This window comes from Psychrobacter sp. UBA2514 (genome assembly GCF_002341255.1).
GTDB classification, from domain to species: Bacteria; Pseudomonadota; Gammaproteobacteria; order Pseudomonadales; family Moraxellaceae; genus Psychrobacter; species Psychrobacter pacificensis.
This window is the reverse complement of the sequence record NZ_DDNS01000036.1, coordinates 4,375-22,876: the sequence shown is the minus strand read 5'-3', so window position 1 is coordinate 22,876 and position 18,502 is coordinate 4,375. Positions and strand designations below refer to the sequence as shown.

Annotated in this window: 12 protein-coding genes and 1 pseudogene; 10 read left to right on the top strand and 3 right to left on the bottom strand. The window is 46.4% G+C overall.

The genetic code is table 11. The features are described from left to right. A pseudogene (locus tag B3V51_RS09925) lies at positions 1 to 189 on the top strand (type I methionyl aminopeptidase); the annotation flags it as partial. Positions 190 to 430: 241 nt separating this feature from the next. Then, entirely contained in the window at positions 431 to 3,187 is a 2,757-nt protein-coding gene (gene glnD / locus B3V51_RS09920; RefSeq protein WP_286708338.1) for a [protein-PII] uridylyltransferase, read from the top strand. Between the two features lie 35 nt (positions 3,188 to 3,222). On the opposite strand, the gene B3V51_RS09915 is transcribed toward glnD, so the two are convergent. After that, on the bottom strand, positions 3,223 to 3,894 hold the full coding sequence (locus B3V51_RS09915) for a hypothetical protein (protein WP_071002248.1): 672 nt from the start codon (positions 3,892 to 3,894) through the stop codon (positions 3,223 to 3,225). Positions 3,895 to 4,147: 253 nt separating this feature from the next. Here B3V51_RS09915 and dapC point away from each other — a divergent pair, with 253 nt between their 5' ends. The 8 genes from dapC (at position 4,148) to B3V51_RS09875 (ending at position 13,086) form a co-directional block, all read left to right on the top strand. Then, positions 4,148 to 5,380 (top strand): succinyldiaminopimelate transaminase, encoded by a 1,233-nt coding sequence (gene dapC, locus B3V51_RS09910; RefSeq protein ID WP_071002249.1) that lies wholly within the window; start codon positions 4,148 to 4,150, stop codon positions 5,378 to 5,380. 142 nt (positions 5,381 to 5,522) lie between these two features. Continuing rightward, positions 5,523 to 7,469: a DUF294 nucleotidyltransferase-like domain-containing protein gene (locus B3V51_RS09905; protein WP_071002250.1), complete on the top strand. Its 1,947-nt coding sequence runs from the start codon at positions 5,523 to 5,525 to the stop codon at positions 7,467 to 7,469. 34 nt (positions 7,470 to 7,503) lie between these two features. Further along, complete coding sequence (locus B3V51_RS09900; RefSeq protein WP_178379268.1) at positions 7,504 to 8,109, top strand: 3'-5' exonuclease; 606 nt, start codon at positions 7,504 to 7,506, stop codon at positions 8,107 to 8,109. A gap of 99 nt (positions 8,110 to 8,208) precedes the next feature. Next, the gene (dacB, locus tag B3V51_RS09895) at positions 8,209 to 10,197 is read left to right on the top strand and encodes a D-alanyl-D-alanine carboxypeptidase/D-alanyl-D-alanine endopeptidase (RefSeq protein ID WP_252962619.1); all 1,989 of its coding nucleotides are present in this window, start codon (positions 8,209 to 8,211) and stop codon (positions 10,195 to 10,197) included. A gap of 152 nt (positions 10,198 to 10,349) precedes the next feature. After that, positions 10,350 to 10,835, top strand: a complete 486-nt coding sequence (locus B3V51_RS09890) for an ABZJ_00895 family protein (RefSeq protein WP_240365933.1) — start codon at positions 10,350 to 10,352, stop codon at positions 10,833 to 10,835. A gap of 149 nt (positions 10,836 to 10,984) precedes the next feature. Beyond that, entirely contained in the window at positions 10,985 to 11,533 is a 549-nt protein-coding gene (locus B3V51_RS09885) for a DUF421 domain-containing protein (RefSeq protein ID WP_240365932.1), read from the top strand. A gap of 89 nt (positions 11,534 to 11,622) precedes the next feature. Continuing rightward, complete coding sequence (gene rlmH, locus B3V51_RS09880) at positions 11,623 to 12,111, top strand: 23S rRNA (pseudouridine(1915)-N(3))-methyltransferase RlmH (RefSeq protein ID WP_075106889.1); 489 nt, start codon at positions 11,623 to 11,625, stop codon at positions 12,109 to 12,111. An 81-nt stretch (positions 12,112 to 12,192) separates the two neighbouring features. Further along, positions 12,193 to 13,086: a DODA-type extradiol aromatic ring-opening family dioxygenase gene (locus B3V51_RS09875; protein WP_083328871.1), complete on the top strand. Its 894-nt coding sequence runs from the start codon at positions 12,193 to 12,195 to the stop codon at positions 13,084 to 13,086. Positions 13,087 to 13,135: 49 nt separating this feature from the next. Here the strand turns inward: B3V51_RS09875 and B3V51_RS09870 are convergent, their stop codons facing one another. Beyond that, on the bottom strand, positions 13,136 to 14,629 hold the full coding sequence (locus B3V51_RS09870) for an amidase (protein ID WP_252962620.1): 1,494 nt from the start codon (positions 14,627 to 14,629) through the stop codon (positions 13,136 to 13,138). Positions 14,630 to 14,862: 233 nt separating this feature from the next. Continuing rightward, positions 14,863 to 18,192 carry a DNA translocase FtsK gene (locus B3V51_RS09865; protein ID WP_286708337.1) on the bottom strand — a complete coding sequence of 1,110 codons (3,330 nt, stop codon included), beginning with the start codon at positions 18,190 to 18,192 and terminating at the stop codon, positions 14,863 to 14,865. Positions 18,193 to 18,502 lie beyond the last annotated feature (310 nt).

Here is an 18,502-nt window from a genome sequence, read left to right as displayed (position 1 = left end):
ACCTTTACCATTGAGCCGATGATTAACCAAGGCACGTGGCAGACTAAGATTTTGCCAGATGAGTGGACAGCGATTACCAAAGACCGCAAACTGTCCGCTCAGTGGGAGCATACGATGGTCGTAACCGACAATGGCTGTGAAGTATTTACCACGCGCCCTGAAGAAGATTTGAGTTTTTTGACACAGTAAGACCATAAAAGATCGCCTAGGCGGTCTTTTTTTTGGCCGATGGTTAGCGTGTATCGAGTTAGGACAGATTGAGTATTGTGCTTACTGGCTTTTTGTCTTTATACTCGATGATGTAATCCCTTATTGTGGTGCCTTTATTCATGCATGCTATTTGAGACTTTTATCAGCATTCAGTATGCTGTTGGTGCGCCGCTTTTTAGCCCAAACGTTTTATTTTTAAACTCTTAACTGGATAACACTCATGTTTACTTGTGATGTCGCTTCTATTGATCTAACGCCCCTACCGCTACTATCAAATGATACGGCGACAGATAACTCGCTGTTGTCAGAGCAAAATACGACAGATAAAGCGCTGCTTGGCATTCCTGAATGGCTGGCACAAATCAATGAGGATATCAGCCGTGCCCTTGAGCGTGGTGCCAATATCCGTCAATTGGTCGAAGCACGTGCCTGCGCGATTGATAGCTTACTCATTGCGCTATTCAAATGGTTTGAGCTAGATAAGACGGATTTGGCATTGTTTGCAACGGGTGGCTATGGACGCGGTGAGCTGTCGCTTTATTCAGATATTGATATCCTGCTGTTATCTCCTGACGAAATTGGCGCTGATGCCAGTAGTAAGATTGATAAATTGGTCGCATTGCTGTGGGATATCGGGTTGGAGCCTGCGCTGTCTGTACGTAGCGTCAACGATGCGTTAGAAGCTGCACTTGACCATACGATAGCCAGTGCCCAGCTCGAAGCTCGATTGTTAATCGGCAATGAAGCACTGCGAGATATGCCCATCCAAATCGTTAACAAGCAGTGGTCTCCTCGTGCCTTTTTTGATGTAAAAATGGAAGAGTCCAAGGCCCGTTATCTACAACATAATGCAACTGAGTATAATCTTGAACCCAATATCAAAACGGCCCCAGGTGGTTTGCGTGACATTCATATCATCGGCTGGGTGACCAAACGCTATTTTCGTGTGGGCAAGCTCTATGACTTGGTACAACAAAACTTTTTGACCGAAAAAGAGTTTGATGAGTTAAGCTTTGCAGAAGGCTATCTATGGCAGATACGGCATTATCTGCATGTGCTGACCGGACGTAACGAAAACAAGCTGTTGTTTGATTATCAGCGTGAGATTGCTCAATTAATGGGTTACGAGACCCAGCCAGATGACCAGCCCAATGCGGCCGTTGAACGCTTTATGCGTGATTACTATCGCTGTGCCATGCAAATATCAACGCTGTCTGAGATGCTGACCAACCACTATTATGAGACCATCATAGAGCCCAGCCTGCCTGATGATGAGCGCCCCAAAAAGCAGCCGATCAATGCAAGATTCAACCGTGTTGGTGATCATATTGCTATAGCGCACCATCGGGTTTTTGCTCAGCATCCTGAATCTATTTTAGAGATGTTCTTATTAATGGGTCAGCACGGTATCGACAAGGTTCGCACCCATACCTTGCGTGCACTCAAAATTGCGGCACGCGGCATTGACCAGACCTATAGAGACAACCCTGTTCACAAAGCTTTATTTTTATCTAATCTAAAAGAGCAAAACTATCTGTTCCATCGTTTGCGCACCATGAATCGCTATGGGGTATTGGGCAACTATATTCCTGCTTTTGCGCAAGTCACGGGTCTGATGCAATATGATTTGTTCCATCGCTATACGGTGGACGCGCATACGTTATTTTTGATTCGAATTTTGCACCGCTTTACCGATCCTATGTTTTCTGAAGAGTTTCCACTGGTCAGCACTATTTTTCAGCGCATCGAGCGCAAAGAGATTTTGGTACTGGCCGCGATGTTCCATGATATCGCCAAAGGTCGTGGCGGCGACCATAGTGAGCTTGGTCAGACAGAGTCCATTGAGTTTTGTCTGTCACATGGCATGAGCTTAGCCGACGCCAATTTGGTTGGCTGGCTGACTCGCTACCATCTATTAATGTCGATTACCGCACAGAAAAAAGACATCTCAGACCCTGAGGTGGTGACTGTCTTTGCAGACCTTATCGGTAATGTGACGCATTTGAATCACTTGTACGTACTCACCGTTGCTGATATGAATGCAACCAACCCGCAGCTTTGGAACAGCTGGCGGGCAACGCTGATGAAACAACTCTACTCGCAGACACGGCGCATTTTGCGCGCCGATATTGATGCGCCGACCAATCGCCAGGATATGATCAGCGCCACTCGTGCGCAGGCGCTCGCGATGCTAGACAATGTCAATAACCAGCACATGAATCGCGAGGAAGTGTTACGTCTGTGGGACGATTTGGGCGATGAGTACTTTTTGCGAGAGATTCCAGAAGATATCTTGTGGCACACCGAAGCCATCTTAAACCATCCACCGATTGGGCTTGCTTCTAATGCGGATAGTCCGCCACTGGTGGTTTTGCGTGAGCATCGCGAGCTGGCACTGGATGCCGTACAGGTATTTGTCTATACCCAAGATCAGATGAATCTGTTTGCCGTTACGATGGCGGTGTTCGATCAGATGAATCTTGATGTATTAGATGCCCGTATTATTACTGCTACCCGCGACTTTGCCTTGGATTCTTATGTGCTGCTAGATCCTAGTGGTACGCTGTTGGTCGATGAAGACAGTCAACAAGAACTTAAACAGCGCCTGATTGATGCCTTTAAAGATCCAACAGTACTAAAGCTCACCAACAAACGTATGCCACGTCAGCTCAGGCATTTTGAAGTGGCTACGGTGATTAACTTTGAGTTTAATGAGGCATCTGACCAGCATATCATGAGCTTAGAGACATTGGATCAGCCAGGACTCTTGGCTCGGGTTGGACAGATATTTTTGCAGGAGCAAATTGAGGTTCATGCGGCTCGTATTACGACCTTAGGCGAGCGCGCAGAAGATATGTTTTATATCAGTGACCAAAATGATAAGCCCTTATCTGCTGAACGACTTGATGCGTTAAAATCAGCACTGCTCGCCAGCCTAGCGACCAAAAGAGAAAACAACGTGGTTTATAGCTATTAATTGAATGACAACATCTTTGATGACAAGAGCGCGCTTTACAGCGTGCTCTTGTATATTATATTGTCAGCATGTTCTATCAGCTCTACATCAGCAAGCTCTGGTGGTAAAACACCTACTTCAAGTAGCTGCTGCTCCATGATTAATCGTCCAGCCTTGATTTCTTTTTGTAATAAGCAATGCAAGCTTGATAAATGAAACTCGCCATTAAGATAGTCACCCAGCTGCCTCAAGGAAATGGGCGACTTGGCATGCACGTCAGGATACAGACTATCCTCTGCCAAAATAATCATTTCATTGAACGTCTCTTCACGCATCAGTTCATCATTGTCTATCTCATCCTGCAACTTATTCGCCAGACGGCCTTTCGCTGCAAGAATACCAACAAAAAATATAGTCTGTAAGATAAATAAAGCAATGTATTGCCACAAAGATAACGATAGATTCAACATATTATTTAGCAGCATCAGCGCCATGGCGACAACCACGTAACCAACCAACTGCCATAGTAACCACATGATTAAGCTATTTTCGCCATACCAAAAGATTTTCTTCTCTTGATGCTCAATCAATTGCTGCCTCGCCTGCCACCAGCACGCTTCACGTTCTTTTAGCAGCGCATATACGTTAATAGGATGCGCACCTGCATCAGGAGTGTCATTATTGATATTTTTAGCGATGAAGTTATTATGATTTAGTACACTAGGCATATCAAACTGTCCTTAAAATGATCTGTCTCTGGCACTGACAGTCATCTTTTATATTGTTATAAGTTATCAGACGCGAAGCGTTCAATGCGCTTTGTAAGTACGACTGAATGGGCTATGATAAGGTCAGCCGTTCAAGCACAATAAATTCGCATTCACGTTATGAGAAGAAAAAGGCAAAAGAGGTATTACACTGCTCTAATGTAAATTTTCTTTATAACTTTATTATTAATTGTCTATTATAGTTATCACACTTATGAATCACAACTTAAAGCATCTACATCCTTATCCCTTTGCCAAGATGGCAACCTTACTCGCTGACAGTATACCTGCCGACGGTTACAGCGAAATCAAGCTGGGTATTGGTGAGCCAAAACATGAGCCACCAGCATTTGTACTGGACGTACTACGCGAAAACTTGGACAAAATAAGTCGTTATCCGACCACCAATGGTATGTTTGAGTTACGTCAGACGATTGCGCACTGGTTAGAGAAGCGTTTTTTTCTTAGCCATGTCGATGCCAACACCCAAGTTTTGCCAGTAATGGGTACTCGCGAGGCCATTTTTAGCTTTGTACAAGCCGTCATAAATCATGATACCGCTGATAACGAAAGCACGTCCTCTTCAGCCTCTAATGCGTCGTCTTTGGTTGTTATGCCCAATCCGTTCTATCAGATATATGAAGGTGCAGCAATATTGGCACAAGCGACGCCCCATTTTGTTCCCTGTACGTTAGACAATGACTTTAAGGGGGATTATCGCGCGGTGCCAAAAGACGTTTGGGCACGCACGCAGCTTGTATTTGTCTGTAGTCCGAATAACCCAACGGGTTCGGTTATGACTATGGAGGATTGGGAATATCTCATTCGTTTATCAGACCAATACGGTTTTGTTATTGCCAGCGACGAGTGCTATAGCGAGCTGTATTTTGATACTGCTCCGATTGGCTTACTGCAAGCTTGCGCGAATCTGGGTCGCCGTAATTTCAAAAACTGTATCGTATTCCATTCGTTATCCAAACGCTCGAACCTACCTGGTTTACGCTCTGGGTTTGTGGCGGGCGATGCCAAGATTTTGCAGTCTTATTTGCAATATCGTACTTACCAAGGCTGTGCGATGCCGATACCGCATCAGCTTGCCTCTATCGCTGCGTGGCAAGATGAAAAGCATGTCGCACACAATCGCGCCCTTTATCAAGAAAAGTTCGCGCTATGGATGTCAGAGCTTGGCGAGTTGCTAGATTTGCGCATGCCAGAAGCTGGATTTTATTTTTGGATAAAAGTACCTGAACCGTTCGATGGCGATGATGAAGTATTTGTCAAAGCATTATACGAGCAGGCCAATATCCACGCATTGGCAGGACGCTACTTGTCACGCGAGGTTGATGGGAATAATCCTGGAAAAGGCTATGTCCGTGTTGCTTTGGTCGCGAGTGTCGAGGAGAGCCGCGAAGCAATCAGTCGTATTCGAAAGTTGCTGGCGGCATAAACAGCCACTCAAAAAGCTTTTATCTTGAGCTAATAAAGCAGCCTCTAATAACCACAATATAAATAGGGTTATTAGAGGCTTTTTGCATGAATAGTGCTATAGTAAAGTCTCTACTGCAAAATATACCATCAAGGATGATGCCATGCCCCATCTTGACTTTACCCAGCCGCCCTTTGACGTACTGAGTCTAGCTGAACGTCAAAGCATCAGAAAAAACACGAAGATCCGCTATCTTGCTAGAGATGAGATCCTACCCGCAGCAGACTTGCAGTATCTATATGTGGTCATCAAAGGACAAATTGAGCAATCACTGGGTGGTGAATTTGTCGCCTCTTATTTGGGCAGCAACCATTCTGATGAGCCAAACAATAATGACTGGTTTGATAGTCGCCGCTTACCTGAGTCACTCATAAAAAATGGTGTGCCAGAAAGTAAAAACACGCCTATACAGCCGTACCAGTTTCGGGCCAGTGAGGAGACATTGCTGCTACAAGTCGATGGTGCCACTGTCGATAAAATCAGCGCGCAAAATCATCTGGTACGCCAAATGCTATCAGACAAGCTACCCGAAAGACTAAAGGCATTGCGACAGCGCCGTAGCAACAAAGCCCTAAACCCTGCTGGCTATACCCATCAACAAGAAGTGCAGCAAATCATGCTGCAACCTGTCATCGACGTCCATTTATTGCCAGTACATATTGTCGATGCCAATAACAGCTTGTACGAAGCTGCGCGTATCATGACCGAGGCTGGGCTAAAACACGTACTGGTACGACCGCTGAACTATGTAGAAAATATACGAGACACTGAGCAGCCAAAACTGCTGTTAGGCATTCTCACCGATACGGATATTTGTCGCGCTGTGAGTGACAGACAAGATCCCGCTATTACGCTTTGCCAGCGCTATACCAATTTTAACCTGCGTACGATCAAGGCCACTGACGAGATTGGCGATGCGTTGCTCACTATGACTCGCTATCGCATTCACAGGCTGCCAGTCATTGATAGCAGTGGTGATGTCGTCGGCGTGCTTGGACAAAACGATATGCTCGCCCACATTGGTCATCACTCACAGCTCATTAGTATTCAAATCGAGCAAGCAACCGATCTATCAAGCCTAGATACCGCAGTCGAGCTTATCGGTCGCTATATTCGTGCGCAGCATCAAAACGGTGTCAAAATCGGTAATATCAGCCGCATGGTACAGACGTTGAATGCGCAAGTATTTACCAAGCTCTGGCAGCTGATCATACCTGATGAAGTGATAAGCAATACTTGTCTCATCGTCATGGGCTCAGAAGGTCGCGGCGAGCAAATCATGCGTACCGATCAAGATAACGCACTAATCATTCGTGATGGCTATACGCATCCGGATTTGGCACAGTTTGCCGATACCTTTAATACTCGTTTGGCGATGCTTGGCTATCCGCTGTGTGATGGCAATATTATGATGACCAATCCTATGTGGCGACAACCGCTCAAGCAGTTTACCGCGCAGATTGGCTCATGGTTTAAAAACACTGACCCCATGCATGGCATCTACTTGTCCGCCATAATGGATGGTGAATACGTCTGCGGTGATGAAACCCTACTTACACAGGTACGTCAGCATTTAAGAATGGCTCACAGACAAGCCGATCCAATGTTTGTCCGGCAATTTGCCCGTGCAGCATTGCAGTTTGGCGATGTCAATCAGTGGTGGCAAAAGTTTGTGCCTTTGATAGGGGGTAAATCTATATCAGCAGATATCGATCTAAAAAAAGCAGGCATCTTCCCATTGGTTCATGGTATTCGTACGTTGGCATTAGAAAATGATGTGCTCGATGTGCCTAGCAGTAAAGATCGCCTAAAGGCATTGGTGCAGTCTCATGCCCTGACCCAAGAGCGCGCCGATACATTATTGGAGGCGCTAGAGTTTTTTATGGCGCAGCGTTTATCAGTCGCACTGTCAACCGATGACAAACAGGCAAGGCAAGTCGATCCAACGACACTAACCGCACTAGAACGCGACCTGCTCAAAGAATGTCTGGCCGTGGTAAAAAGTTTTAAAAATCAGCTGCGTCAACACTATCAGTTAGAAATAGCATAAATATAGCAATAGAATAAATAAATGGATGATCAACATGAGCTGGTTACAGCAGTTATCTTGCGCTTGGCAAAAGACGCAGCTACAGCGTCCGGAGCTGGCATCAATGTTCACCACACCGTCGGCTGAGCAGTGGGTAGCGATTGACTGTGAAATGACTGGCCTGAACCCCAAAAAGCACCATTTATTATCCGTGGCAGCGATACATATCAATGGCAATACGATCGATACGGGTAATGGCATGCACTTAGTTTGCAGACCGCCTGTAATGCCAGATCGGGATACAATTGTCATTCATGGTCTGCGTACTGCTGATGTCGAGCATGGCATGAGTTATGACGAGATGCTGGCTCTCTTGTTACCTTTTATTGATAACCGACCCATCGTCGGGTTCTGCACACAGCTCGACATGGTATTTTTAAACCCTTTGGTCAAACGCTATATGGGAACGACCCTGCCCAACAAAGTCATCGATGTGCGTCAATTATACAGTCGACGTATGGGCGACCGTACGCAAGGTATTCCCAATCAAACGCAGCATTTGACTAATATTCTGGCGCATTATGGTATTCCTGAGCTTGGCGCGCATGACGCTTATAACGATGCAATAATGACGGCGATGGCATTTTTGCATGTACGCTAGCCTTTATTATTGACGATAAAATTGAGCTTCTGAGAGCATATGCGAAAACAGCAACTCATGTTACCATAAGCAGTTTTTGCCACCTGATGAAAGATGCTCATGCGATACCGTTCAAAGCGCGACCATCAGTCGCCCATTACTGCCAAAACTGCCGCAATCTGTAGCCGTGTATTACCCTTTCACTTATCTAATAAACGTCTGGCTACCCTCACGCTATTCGCCACGATGATCATAGCGCCTGCTTATGCACAGGCGGCTCTACCAGCCCCCATTGAAGCATCATTGTCACGTGCCAATCTGACAGCGTCTGATATCAGTCTTATCGTAACGCCTGTGGGTAACAAAAATGCCAGTCGACTGCCCGCGTCTGTGCAAGTGATTGATAGCCGTGATACAGATCGCCAATCGACGCGACCCTCTGACTATAACGCTGTGACTGCTAATGAAAACAATAGCAGCCAAAATGTGACAAAGACAGATAACCTAGCGACCAACATCACCACTCATACTGACTCACAAAGCGCGCTAATCACTATTGAACAGCGTACGATTGAACAGCATGAGCGAAAAATACATACGTATACTAATGATCCTTATACGTATCAGAGTGTAGAGAGCATACCGACGGTTGTACCTGATGAGAACCCCTCCCTTACTAATGATGACAATAGCGCAGTGAGCACGGATAATGCCTCGGTAAAAATCTCCTTTTCACCACTATTGAATCATCAGCCTGATGTACCGCGCACGCCTGCCAGTACCATGAAGTTGGTACCCACTTTTATCGCGCTTGATACATTGGGGGCAGGTTTTGTATGGCACACGCGGGTTTATCATACGGGTATACAAGTCGGTGATACCTTGATGGGCGACTTGATCATTCAAGGCAGCGGCGACCCTAAGATGACTCATGAGCGATTAAAGCAGCTCCTTTATCAAGTGCAAGCGGCGGGTATTCGCCATATCAATGGCGATATCATCGTTGATAGCAGCATTTTTGAGTCGGTGAGCAAAGATCCTGCCGCCTTTGACAATGCGCCACTGCGTCCTTACAACGCCAGTCCAGATGGGTTTTTGGTGAACTTTAGCACCGTCGGTATCAAGACTCACCCTTTGGACAACGACCACGCAAGCTTGACTTATAAGCCGCGACTGGCTAACTATCAACTCCCTAATAAGATCCGCACACGCGACGCGGCTTGCGGACAGGTAAGCTACAGCCTATCGCCGCAGTGGCAAGCGGAGCGGCTAGCACTCAATGCTAGCCTGCCAAAAAGCTGCGGTGAGCATGTGTTTTATGTGGCGTATCCTGATGCCAAAACGTTTGCCGCACACGTCATTGCTGCAAAATGGCAAGCACTAGGCAATACACTGAGCGGACAAGTGATCTCACAAGAAACCCCTTACGATGCCAAAAATACTTCAAAATTAGTACATGGTCTCACGGCTATTACCATGTCGCCTTTGCCTATGGTCAGCTATCCTTCATTGGACTTAACGCAGCAAATTTATGACATCAATCATTTTTCAAACAATGTCATGACAGAGCAAGTTGCCTTATCCATCGGCGCTTATGACACAACTGAGCGCGCCAATATGCCTGCTAAAAACAGCACGCAAAAGGCCGCCAGCTTGTACCAGTATCAGCCGATGCATACTGACTATCTTGCAGCGCTAACACACATCAGCCAATGGTGGCAAACCAACCTAAGCACACCGCCACCTTATTTGACCAATGGCTCGGGACTCTGCCGCGACTGCACCATCACCGCTGCCAATCTAAGCGAGCTGTTGACTTACGCTTATAATCACCCAAGCTTTGATGCGTATGTAGACTCGTTAGGTATCGCTGGAGTCAGTGGCACCATTGCCGCTCATAGTGAGCGACTACCTGACTCAGCAGCGATTGGCCGAGCGTGGATAAAAACAGGCACACTAAATAATGTCACATCGATGGCAGGTTATGTCAAAGGATTATCAGGTCAAGACTATGTGGTTGTCGGACTCATCAATACCGAGCAAGCGCTCAATCCTTATACGGCAAGACCTGTATTAGATGCAGTACTTGACTGGACCGCTCAGCGCTAATGGTTTTGCTAAAGCGATGCTTAGTGAGCAGTAGTAAAGCAGCAGCAGATATTTTGACGCCCGTGGTATGATTATTTGCACAGCAATTATGACTGCTATGTTTATGAATACATTTTTAAAACTTTTATTTTTACCTTTATAAAGGCAAGCTTATGTCACGCCAGACAACCAATCTCAGTAAGCCTCGCACGCTTGCGTCAAGTCAGCCTAAACTGGCGCAATATATTGGGTTTTTCGCCATTGGTTACATCCTTGCCAGCGCCATATTTATGATGATTCAGACCAAGATTGCGCTTAATTCGCAACTGGTCATGGTCGTCTCTATCATCGTCGGTGCCTATATTGCTGTCAGCAAATTCATCAAGCATCAGCAGCGCGCTTTGGCTAAAAATGAAATCAACCGGCTCATGTTTGGCGGTGTTGCGGTGGTTTGGTTATTGACGGTCCTTTATTTTTTAGCCATATGGTTTTTGTTATTTGATGGGGTTAGCCGTGAGGTATTACTCGAGATGGCTATGGCGCGGCCTTTGCCCTTGCTTTCTTCATTGGTGCTGATGCTGGTATTCACCTTGGTCAGTACGCGTATCAGCCTATGGGCCATCAACCATTTCTTGAACCCTGCTCCCAAAACAGTATGAGCACACCAGACCATCTACAACGAGCATAACCGACCACCTACAAGGTAATACAAAGTTTTCTCCTAATCATAGGTAAAATCCGTTAGGCTAACTTTGAGCAGTCAAATTTTAGCGATTATTTGTTTTACTTTATAATAGGAGCAGACATCATGGAAATGGTTTTTTTTGACAACATAGATAAGCTCGGTCGCATTGTTTTAACGACCTTTATGGTCTACGTGTTGATCGTGTTGGTGACCAAAGCCTCTGGTAAACGATCGACGTCACAGCTCAATAACTTTGACTGGATCGTGACCGTCATGATTGGCTCATTGGGTGCCAGTACCATTTTGCTCAAAAGCATCCCTTTCATCGAAGGGGCTTCGTCGATACTCGTACTGTATCTCTTACAGTTTTTGATAACCAAATACGCCTCTATCTCACCGCAATTTAGAAGTGTTATTCTGTCTGATCCACGTATTGTCTTTTATCAAGGGCAGTTTTTGCCAGAAGCGATGCGTGCCGAGCGCCTGACTCGTCAAGAAATCGAATGTGCGATGCGCGCTGAAGGGGTCAATAATTTTGATGATATCGAAGCCATTGTCTTCGAGTCTGATGCCAAACTCAGCGTGATTCCAAAACAACGCCAAGCCGATACGAGTGATGATGAGCAGGATGTAGATCATAGCGTGTCAGAGACCATTACCCCTTTGATGTAGTGATTAGATACTTGAGCACTGATAGCCATCAATACTCAGATTCAGTGCTCGAATGTAAAAATTTTTCAATTTAAAAAATGGTACGTACTATGAAGGTAAGAATTTTGACCGTTGGCAATAAGATGCCTAGCTGGGTGCAAACAGGTTTTGATGAGTATTTTAAGCGTATTCAGCCCATGCTGAGCACAGAGATTGTAGAGATTGCCGCTGCAAAACGGGCAAAAAACCCATCAGATGCCAATCTAGCACAGTACCGTGAGCAAGAAGGTCAAGCGATATTGGCCGCTCATAATGCCGCGAGCCGTGAGCAATTATGGGTACTAGACGTCAAAGGTAAGATGATTTCAACGGAAGGATTGGCTGATAAACTCGCTGATGGCATGCAGCAAGGTGATGATATTGCGTTGGTCATCGGCGGTGCAGATGGCGTATCACCAGCAGTGTTAGCAAAAGCCGACGCAAAGTTATCATTATCAGCACTGACATTGCCGCATCCGCTGGTACGCGTGGTACTAATGGAGCAGCTATACCGCGCGATGAGTATCAACAATAACCACCCTTATCATCGCGGTAATTAACCAAACCCCAAGCTTTTTTTGATTTAAAACGTCAATCCCAAAATAGATTGAAAAACTGGCGTACGCCCTAATAAATGGAACATGACATATCCAAAACGCGCGACATCCAAAGCCTCTCAGACTACGCATCAGCGTGACCATCATCACGACACTGTACAGACACCTATTACCTCTGCTGCGGCATGGGAAAGTGCGTCTGCTATAATGCCTAATGCATCCAAACTACCTGCGTTGTTTATCTCGCACGGGGCACCCACGCTTGCGATTGAGCAATCTGCCACGACCAGTGCATTGGCACGTATCGGGCAAAACTTACCTAAGCCACGTGCTATCGTCATTATGTCGGCGCATTGGCAATCAGCAAAGCTTGAGATTAGCAGTAACCCGCAGCCAAAAACGTGGCATGATTTTTCGGGTTTTGCGCCTGAGCTTTACGATCTTCAGTATCCTGCATCAGGTCAACCAGCGCTGGCTGAGACACTTGCTCAGCAGCTCACCGCACGCGGTATCACATGTAGCGTCAATCCTGTACGTGTCTGTGATCATGGCGTTTGGGCACCGCTCAGACACCTGTACCCAGAGGCAGATGTGCCTATCGTTCAAGTGTCACTGCCGCAGCATTACGATAGCATTGCTTGCTATCAATTGGGCGCGCAGCTCGCGCATCTACGTGATGAGAAAATTCTTGTTATTGGCTCAGGCAATATCACCCACAACTTGCAAGCGCTACGCTGGGATGCCGATAGCATTGACCAAGCTGCCAAATCCTTTAAACAGTGGTTGCTCCAGCAGCTTAAGATAGACATACCCACTGCCCTCGACTGGCAACAATATCCAGAGTACAAAGACATTCATCCAAGTGACGAGCATTTGCTGCCATTGTTTTTTGCGTTAGGTGCCGGTCAGCGCGTCTCGGTTGTTCACCAGAGTATGGCCCATCATAGTTTGGGTATGGATATTTACCGCTTTGATTAGCTTCTATTTACTATTTCCTACTTATCTAATTAAAGCACACAAACCAAACCTACTTCTCAAAGGCAGGTTTGGTAAATAAACCCGCACGCTCCATCTCACCTGCCAGACTAAATAGCGTCGCCTCATCATTCATACGCCCAATCAGCTGCATGCCAATTGGTAAGCCTTTTTTACTCATACCGACCGGCACTGACATTGCTGGCAATCCTGTGACATTGCCCAATAACGTAAAGCCCATTTTTCCTAGCACAGGGGCGCTTAGCTTTTCGATCATGCCTGACTTAAAGGCATATCTACCCATGTCAAACCCTTTATTAATTACCCCAGCGCTACGCATCATCATCTCATCCATGCGGCTGGGTGGTAGCACGCCGTGTTTGACCGCAGGCGTCGGTACCGTCGGGGACAAAATCATATCGTAGGTTTCTAATAACAGTCCCGTTTGATACTGACTGTTATGCCAACCGTGTTTGGCATGAACCAAGTCCACTGCTGATAGCGAACGTCCGAGTAGCGCCATATTGTAGGTTTGCGGCTCTAGGTTTTTGATATGGGCAGTGCCAAACTCGCGCTCGATATTATCAATCGTAAAAGCGGTATGCGCGCAGACCACGACGATAAAGTCATGCCAAAACTGCTCGATATTAATATTTGGCTCAGCGGGTATTACTTGATGCCCCATCGATTCTAGCTGCTTAGCGGTTTGCTCTAGTACAGCAAGTACTTCTTTGTCTACTACGGTATTGGCAATCAGCGGCTGCTGCTGTAACGCGATTTTCAATGGCCTTGGTGCACGCATCGCCGCCTGCAAAAACGTGCCGTCTGGCGGCGCAATGACATAAGGCGCGCCAATCTCTGCACCACTGGTGGCATCGAGCATCGCGGCACTATCACGTACCGAGCGCGTAATCACATGATCGGCCACTGCCCCATCCCAACCTTCACCAAGATTAGGGCCAAGTGGATTGCGGCCACGGCTTGGTTTTAAGCCAAACGCACCGCACCAGGCAGATGGAAACCGTATCGAACCGCCACCATCACCGCCGCCTGCCATCGGTACGATACCGCTCGCCACTGCCGCGGCACTACCACCTGACGAGCCACCAGAGCTATAGCCTTTTTTAAACGGGTTGTGAGTGGCGCCATGGGCTTTTGGCTCAGTGGTGATAATCAAGCCAAACTCTGGCGTATTGGTTTTGCCAAAGGTATTGACGCCTGTCGCTTTCATGCGTTTGACGATTTCGCTGTCTTTTTCTGAGAGGATAGTGACGCTGCGGCTGCCCATCGTAATAGGCTCACCTGCGAAGCTAAATGAGAGATCTTTGAGCAAATACGGCACGCCAGTAAATACGCCAGAAGGCAGTCCTGCCTGCGCCGCGTTGTAAGCGCGCTCATCGAAACGGTGAATAATGGCATTTAGCTTGGGATTGAGTTTATTGGCCTGATAAACGGCGGCGTCTAATAGCTCCTTTGCACTGAGCTCACCTGAGTTAACCAGTGCCGCTAAGGCGAGTGCATCGTACTGGGTATATTCTTTAAACATAACCAACCTTCCTTGGAGAGTAATTGTAGTAAGAATTTTTAAATATCTATTTCATCAGTAACTGTCAGTTTATTATAAAAAACCACGACTTATGGTTGATAAACAAACTCACTAGTCATTTGAAAGTTTTGGTAGCTTATTCGCTTATGAGTGAATTAATCTTGAATCTCTTTCACAAAAAAAACGAGCCATTGTCATGACTCGTTTTTTCATTATTCATTCAATACTAAGCACTACATTAACAGTTCGCGCTTACCACTTTTGCCCATCGAGCTGACCAGTCCAGCGTCTTCCATTGAGTCGACAATACGGGCTGCACGGTTATATCCGATACTGAACTTACGCTGGATACTAGAAGCTGAGACCTTACGCGTTTCCATAATAAAGGCGACGGCGTCATTATATAGATCATCATCTTCACCAGAGGCATTAGCCGTGCTACCACCGCCCGGACTAGATAGCTCAAAATTTCCTGCCATGTTGTCAATATAATCGGGCGCACCGCGCTCACGCCATGCGTCACAGACACGGTTGACCTCTTCATCACTGACATAAGCACCATGCACACGATCTGGTTCAATCTGACCTGGTCCCAAGAACAACATATCACCGTTACCGAGCATGTCCTCAGCACCGCCACTATCCAGAATCGTACGCGAATCGACTTTTGAGTTGACTCGTAGTGCTGCACGCACTGGGATATTGGCTTTAATCAAACCCGTAATGACATCGACTGATGGGCGCTGAGTAGCTAGCATTAAGTGAATACCAGCCGCACGTGATTTTTGTGCCAAGCGCGTGATAAGCTCTTCGGCTTGCTTGCCCACCTGCATAATCATATCGGCAAACTCATCTGCGACGATGACAATCATGGGCAGAGTTTTGAGCTTTGGCGCTTGGCTGATACTTACGCTGTCGTTTGGTCGCCATAACGGATCGAGCATTGGATTGCCTGATTTCTCTGCCGCGATGACTTTTTTATTAAACTCATTGAGCTTACGAACCTTTAGCAAGCTCATCAACTGATAGCGGCGCTCCATCTCGGCCACACACCATGACAAGCTGCTAGCGGCCTCGGTCATGTCAGTGACAACTGGGGTAAGTAGATGCGGAATGTCATTATAGTTGGCAAGCTCCAGCTGCTTTGGATCAATCAAGATGAGTCGCAATTGATTGGGCGTGTACTTGAGTAACATCGACAATAGCATTGAGTTGACCAATACCGATTTACCAGAGCCTGTGGTACCAGCAACCAGCATATGCGGGGCACGCGCCAGATCAGTAATAATGGGGTTACCGCCAATGTCTTTACCCATCGCCATGCTGATTTGTGCTTTAGGGTCTTTGAACATCTCGGTACTAAGTAGCTCGATTAAGCGCACCATTTCACGTTTTTTATTGGGCACTTCGATACCAATATACGGCTTACCAGGGATGACCTCAACCACACGCAAAGAAGCCATCGATAGTGAACGCGCCAAGTCACGTGAAATACCAGTAACTTTGCTGGCCTTTACGCCAGCAGCCAGCTCCACTTCAAAACGAGTCACCACAGGCCCTGGGATAGCGTTGACGACGTTGGCTTTTACATTAAACTCTTGTAGTTTGATCTCAAGCAGCTCAGATAATTGTTCAAGCTCAGCGACGGTATAGCTAGGCTTACGGTCAGGATCTGGCTTGTCCAATATAGACACTTCTGGAATAGGGGTTAGGCTACTGCGATAGGCAGCCGTCTGCATCGAGCGTGATTTTTTGCTGAATGCTTCGTCATCGCTGATATGCGGCATAACGGGTGCACTATCGTCAGTACTATCCTCCTCCGGCATCATGTCAGTGATATGGTTGCTACTATCACCTTCTGGTACCGCAAAGCTGACAGAAGGTTTAGCTGGGGCTACAGGCTGCGTATTTGAGGCCGAACTGACCGCTTCAATAGTTGGCGCCGCTTTTGGATTGGCAGGCGGCGTGTTGGTCGGTGTCATATCCGAAATTTCTGATACTGATGCGGCCACTTCTACTGATGGCTGAGCCACTGTGACCTCAGGTACAGGCGATGACTCATTACGTTGTAATAGTTCGGACTGTGCAGCAGAGAACCCATAAGAGTCGTCACTTAGAATGCTATTAGTGGCGTCTGACGTAGGCATTGATAGCTCTTCTTGCGGAGTTTGATTAGTGACATTAGTTTCCTCAGCAGTAGCAACTGACGATTTTGCAACAGGTTCTGATATATTGCCATGCTCCGCCAACCATGCTTCTGCCAACTTATCGACATTCTCCGTTATATCATCTGGGTGAGAGTCTTCCGGCTCAGTAATAGCCTGATTGACAGCTTGAGCATTCGTTGATTCATCCATTGAGGATTGAGTAGCTAGCTCTTGATTAGATAAATCTGATTGAGTTTCGGTTTCTACCATCGGTGCTGCCACAGAGGTTTGTACTGCTTCTTCTAGTGACACGTCAGTGACGACTTCACTCTGTGCATAGTTAGGCACAGTAGAATTATCTATGCTGTTAGTGCTATAAGCCATCTGTTCACGCGCGAGCAAATTATCAACCGTATTTGCATCATTCCATGCAAAGCTTGGCTCGACTTTGCAAACAGGCGCTGCGATAGGGTTTGGTATCGTTGATGTGTTGGTATCACTGACTGTACTGCCAACCGTAGCATTATCGGTCGCTGCGACCGCGTATGGTGAGTCACTTTTTTCATCGCTAGACGTTGCTGCTGCTTTTGCTGTCGCCATAGATGCTTTCACACTATCAGCCAATCCTGAGGTCAATAAAAAATCTGATAATACATTACTGAATCTGCCACTATTATCTACTGCGTGAGCACTATTCGCATCGTCAGCTGATTGCAACTCAAGTGGCAGCTGCTCATACTCGGCTGTTTGATTGGGATTTCCCTCTTTGATACTGTCACGGTCTTGCGACACCTCACTTTGCTCATCCAACTCGGCAGCATCTTCTTTATTTTTTAACCCTGAGCCAAGCCAAGATAATGCTGTAATCTTCTGATATATAGCGAGCCAATGGATGTTAAAGGCAAAGGTCGCGGTAATCACAACGAACACCGCCAAGAAAACCACACTGCCCCACTGCGATAGCAACTGTGCCAAACGTTCCTGCAACTCAAGACCGATGATACCACCAGCCACGCCTTCAAGTCCCATTGATGCAGGATTGGCTACTTGCTGAATTAAGGCAACCAGTTGTGCAAATAATGCACTGGCGCTCAACAGCAAAAACACATAAGCGACCAGTCGCATGAGCCAAAACGTCGGCTTATTGTCCCACCAAATAAGGATAGACTCATAAACCACAAACGCTAAAAACCACCATGCACCATAGCCAAAAAAGCTATAGAGCAAGTCGGACAACCAAGCGCCCGTCTGGCCACCCATGTTGTTAATAGTCGTCATATCACTACTGATGTGCGACCAGCTAGGATCATTGCCTGTGTAAGTCATTAAAATAACAAACAAATAAACAGCCAGTATTAACCCAAGGAGGGTAAATATTCCCTTTTTTAAATACTCAATAAGCGGTGCTGATATCACGTAAAATCTGCCTTGTTGTTAATACTAAATGGTCGCCAGTGCATGACTAAGTCTAATCATGCTGGCATAAAGTGCTGACATATAAAGGTACCTAGCAAAGTGTTTGGTTGAGATCACCTCTCAAAAGGCCTGAGCATAGCAGTCATCGCTTAAGCTCTATCACACTTGGCATAACTTCTTATAATAACAAATACATAGGTACAGTGGCGACACTCTTATAAAGAAAGCGTGCAAGAAAGTAAATCAATGTACGATTTAAGCAAAAAATCTGCGAATAATCCAAAAGTTACTAGGGCGTGTTGAACATTCG

Excerpts from the sequence above, each read along its gene's own strand:
- B3V51_RS09890 (WP_240365933.1), top strand. The coding sequence starts at position 10,350 with ATGTCACGCCAGACAACCAATCTCAGTAAGCCTCGCACGCTTGCGTCA.
- glnD (WP_286708338.1), top strand. The coding sequence starts at position 431 with ATGTTTACTTGTGATGTCGCTTCTATTGATCTAACGCCCCTACCGCTA.
- B3V51_RS09875 (WP_083328871.1), top strand. The coding sequence starts at position 12,193 with ATGACATATCCAAAACGCGCGACATCCAAAGCCTCTCAGACTACGCAT.
- B3V51_RS09905 (WP_071002250.1), top strand. The coding sequence starts at position 5,523 with ATGCCCCATCTTGACTTTACCCAGCCGCCCTTTGACGTACTGAGTCTA.
- dapC (WP_071002249.1), top strand. The coding sequence starts at position 4,148 with ATGAATCACAACTTAAAGCATCTACATCCTTATCCCTTTGCCAAGATG.
- dacB (WP_252962619.1), top strand. The coding sequence starts at position 8,209 with ATGCGATACCGTTCAAAGCGCGACCATCAGTCGCCCATTACTGCCAAA.
- B3V51_RS09885 (WP_240365932.1), top strand. The coding sequence starts at position 10,985 with ATGGAAATGGTTTTTTTTGACAACATAGATAAGCTCGGTCGCATTGTT.
- B3V51_RS09915 (WP_071002248.1), bottom strand. The coding sequence starts at position 3,894 with ATGCCTAGTGTACTAAATCATAATAACTTCATCGCTAAAAATATCAAT.
- B3V51_RS09870 (WP_252962620.1), bottom strand. The coding sequence starts at position 14,629 with ATGTTTAAAGAATATACCCAGTACGATGCACTCGCCTTAGCGGCACTG.
- B3V51_RS09900 (WP_178379268.1), top strand. The coding sequence starts at position 7,504 with ATGAGCTGGTTACAGCAGTTATCTTGCGCTTGGCAAAAGACGCAGCTA.
- rlmH (WP_075106889.1), top strand. The coding sequence starts at position 11,623 with ATGAAGGTAAGAATTTTGACCGTTGGCAATAAGATGCCTAGCTGGGTG.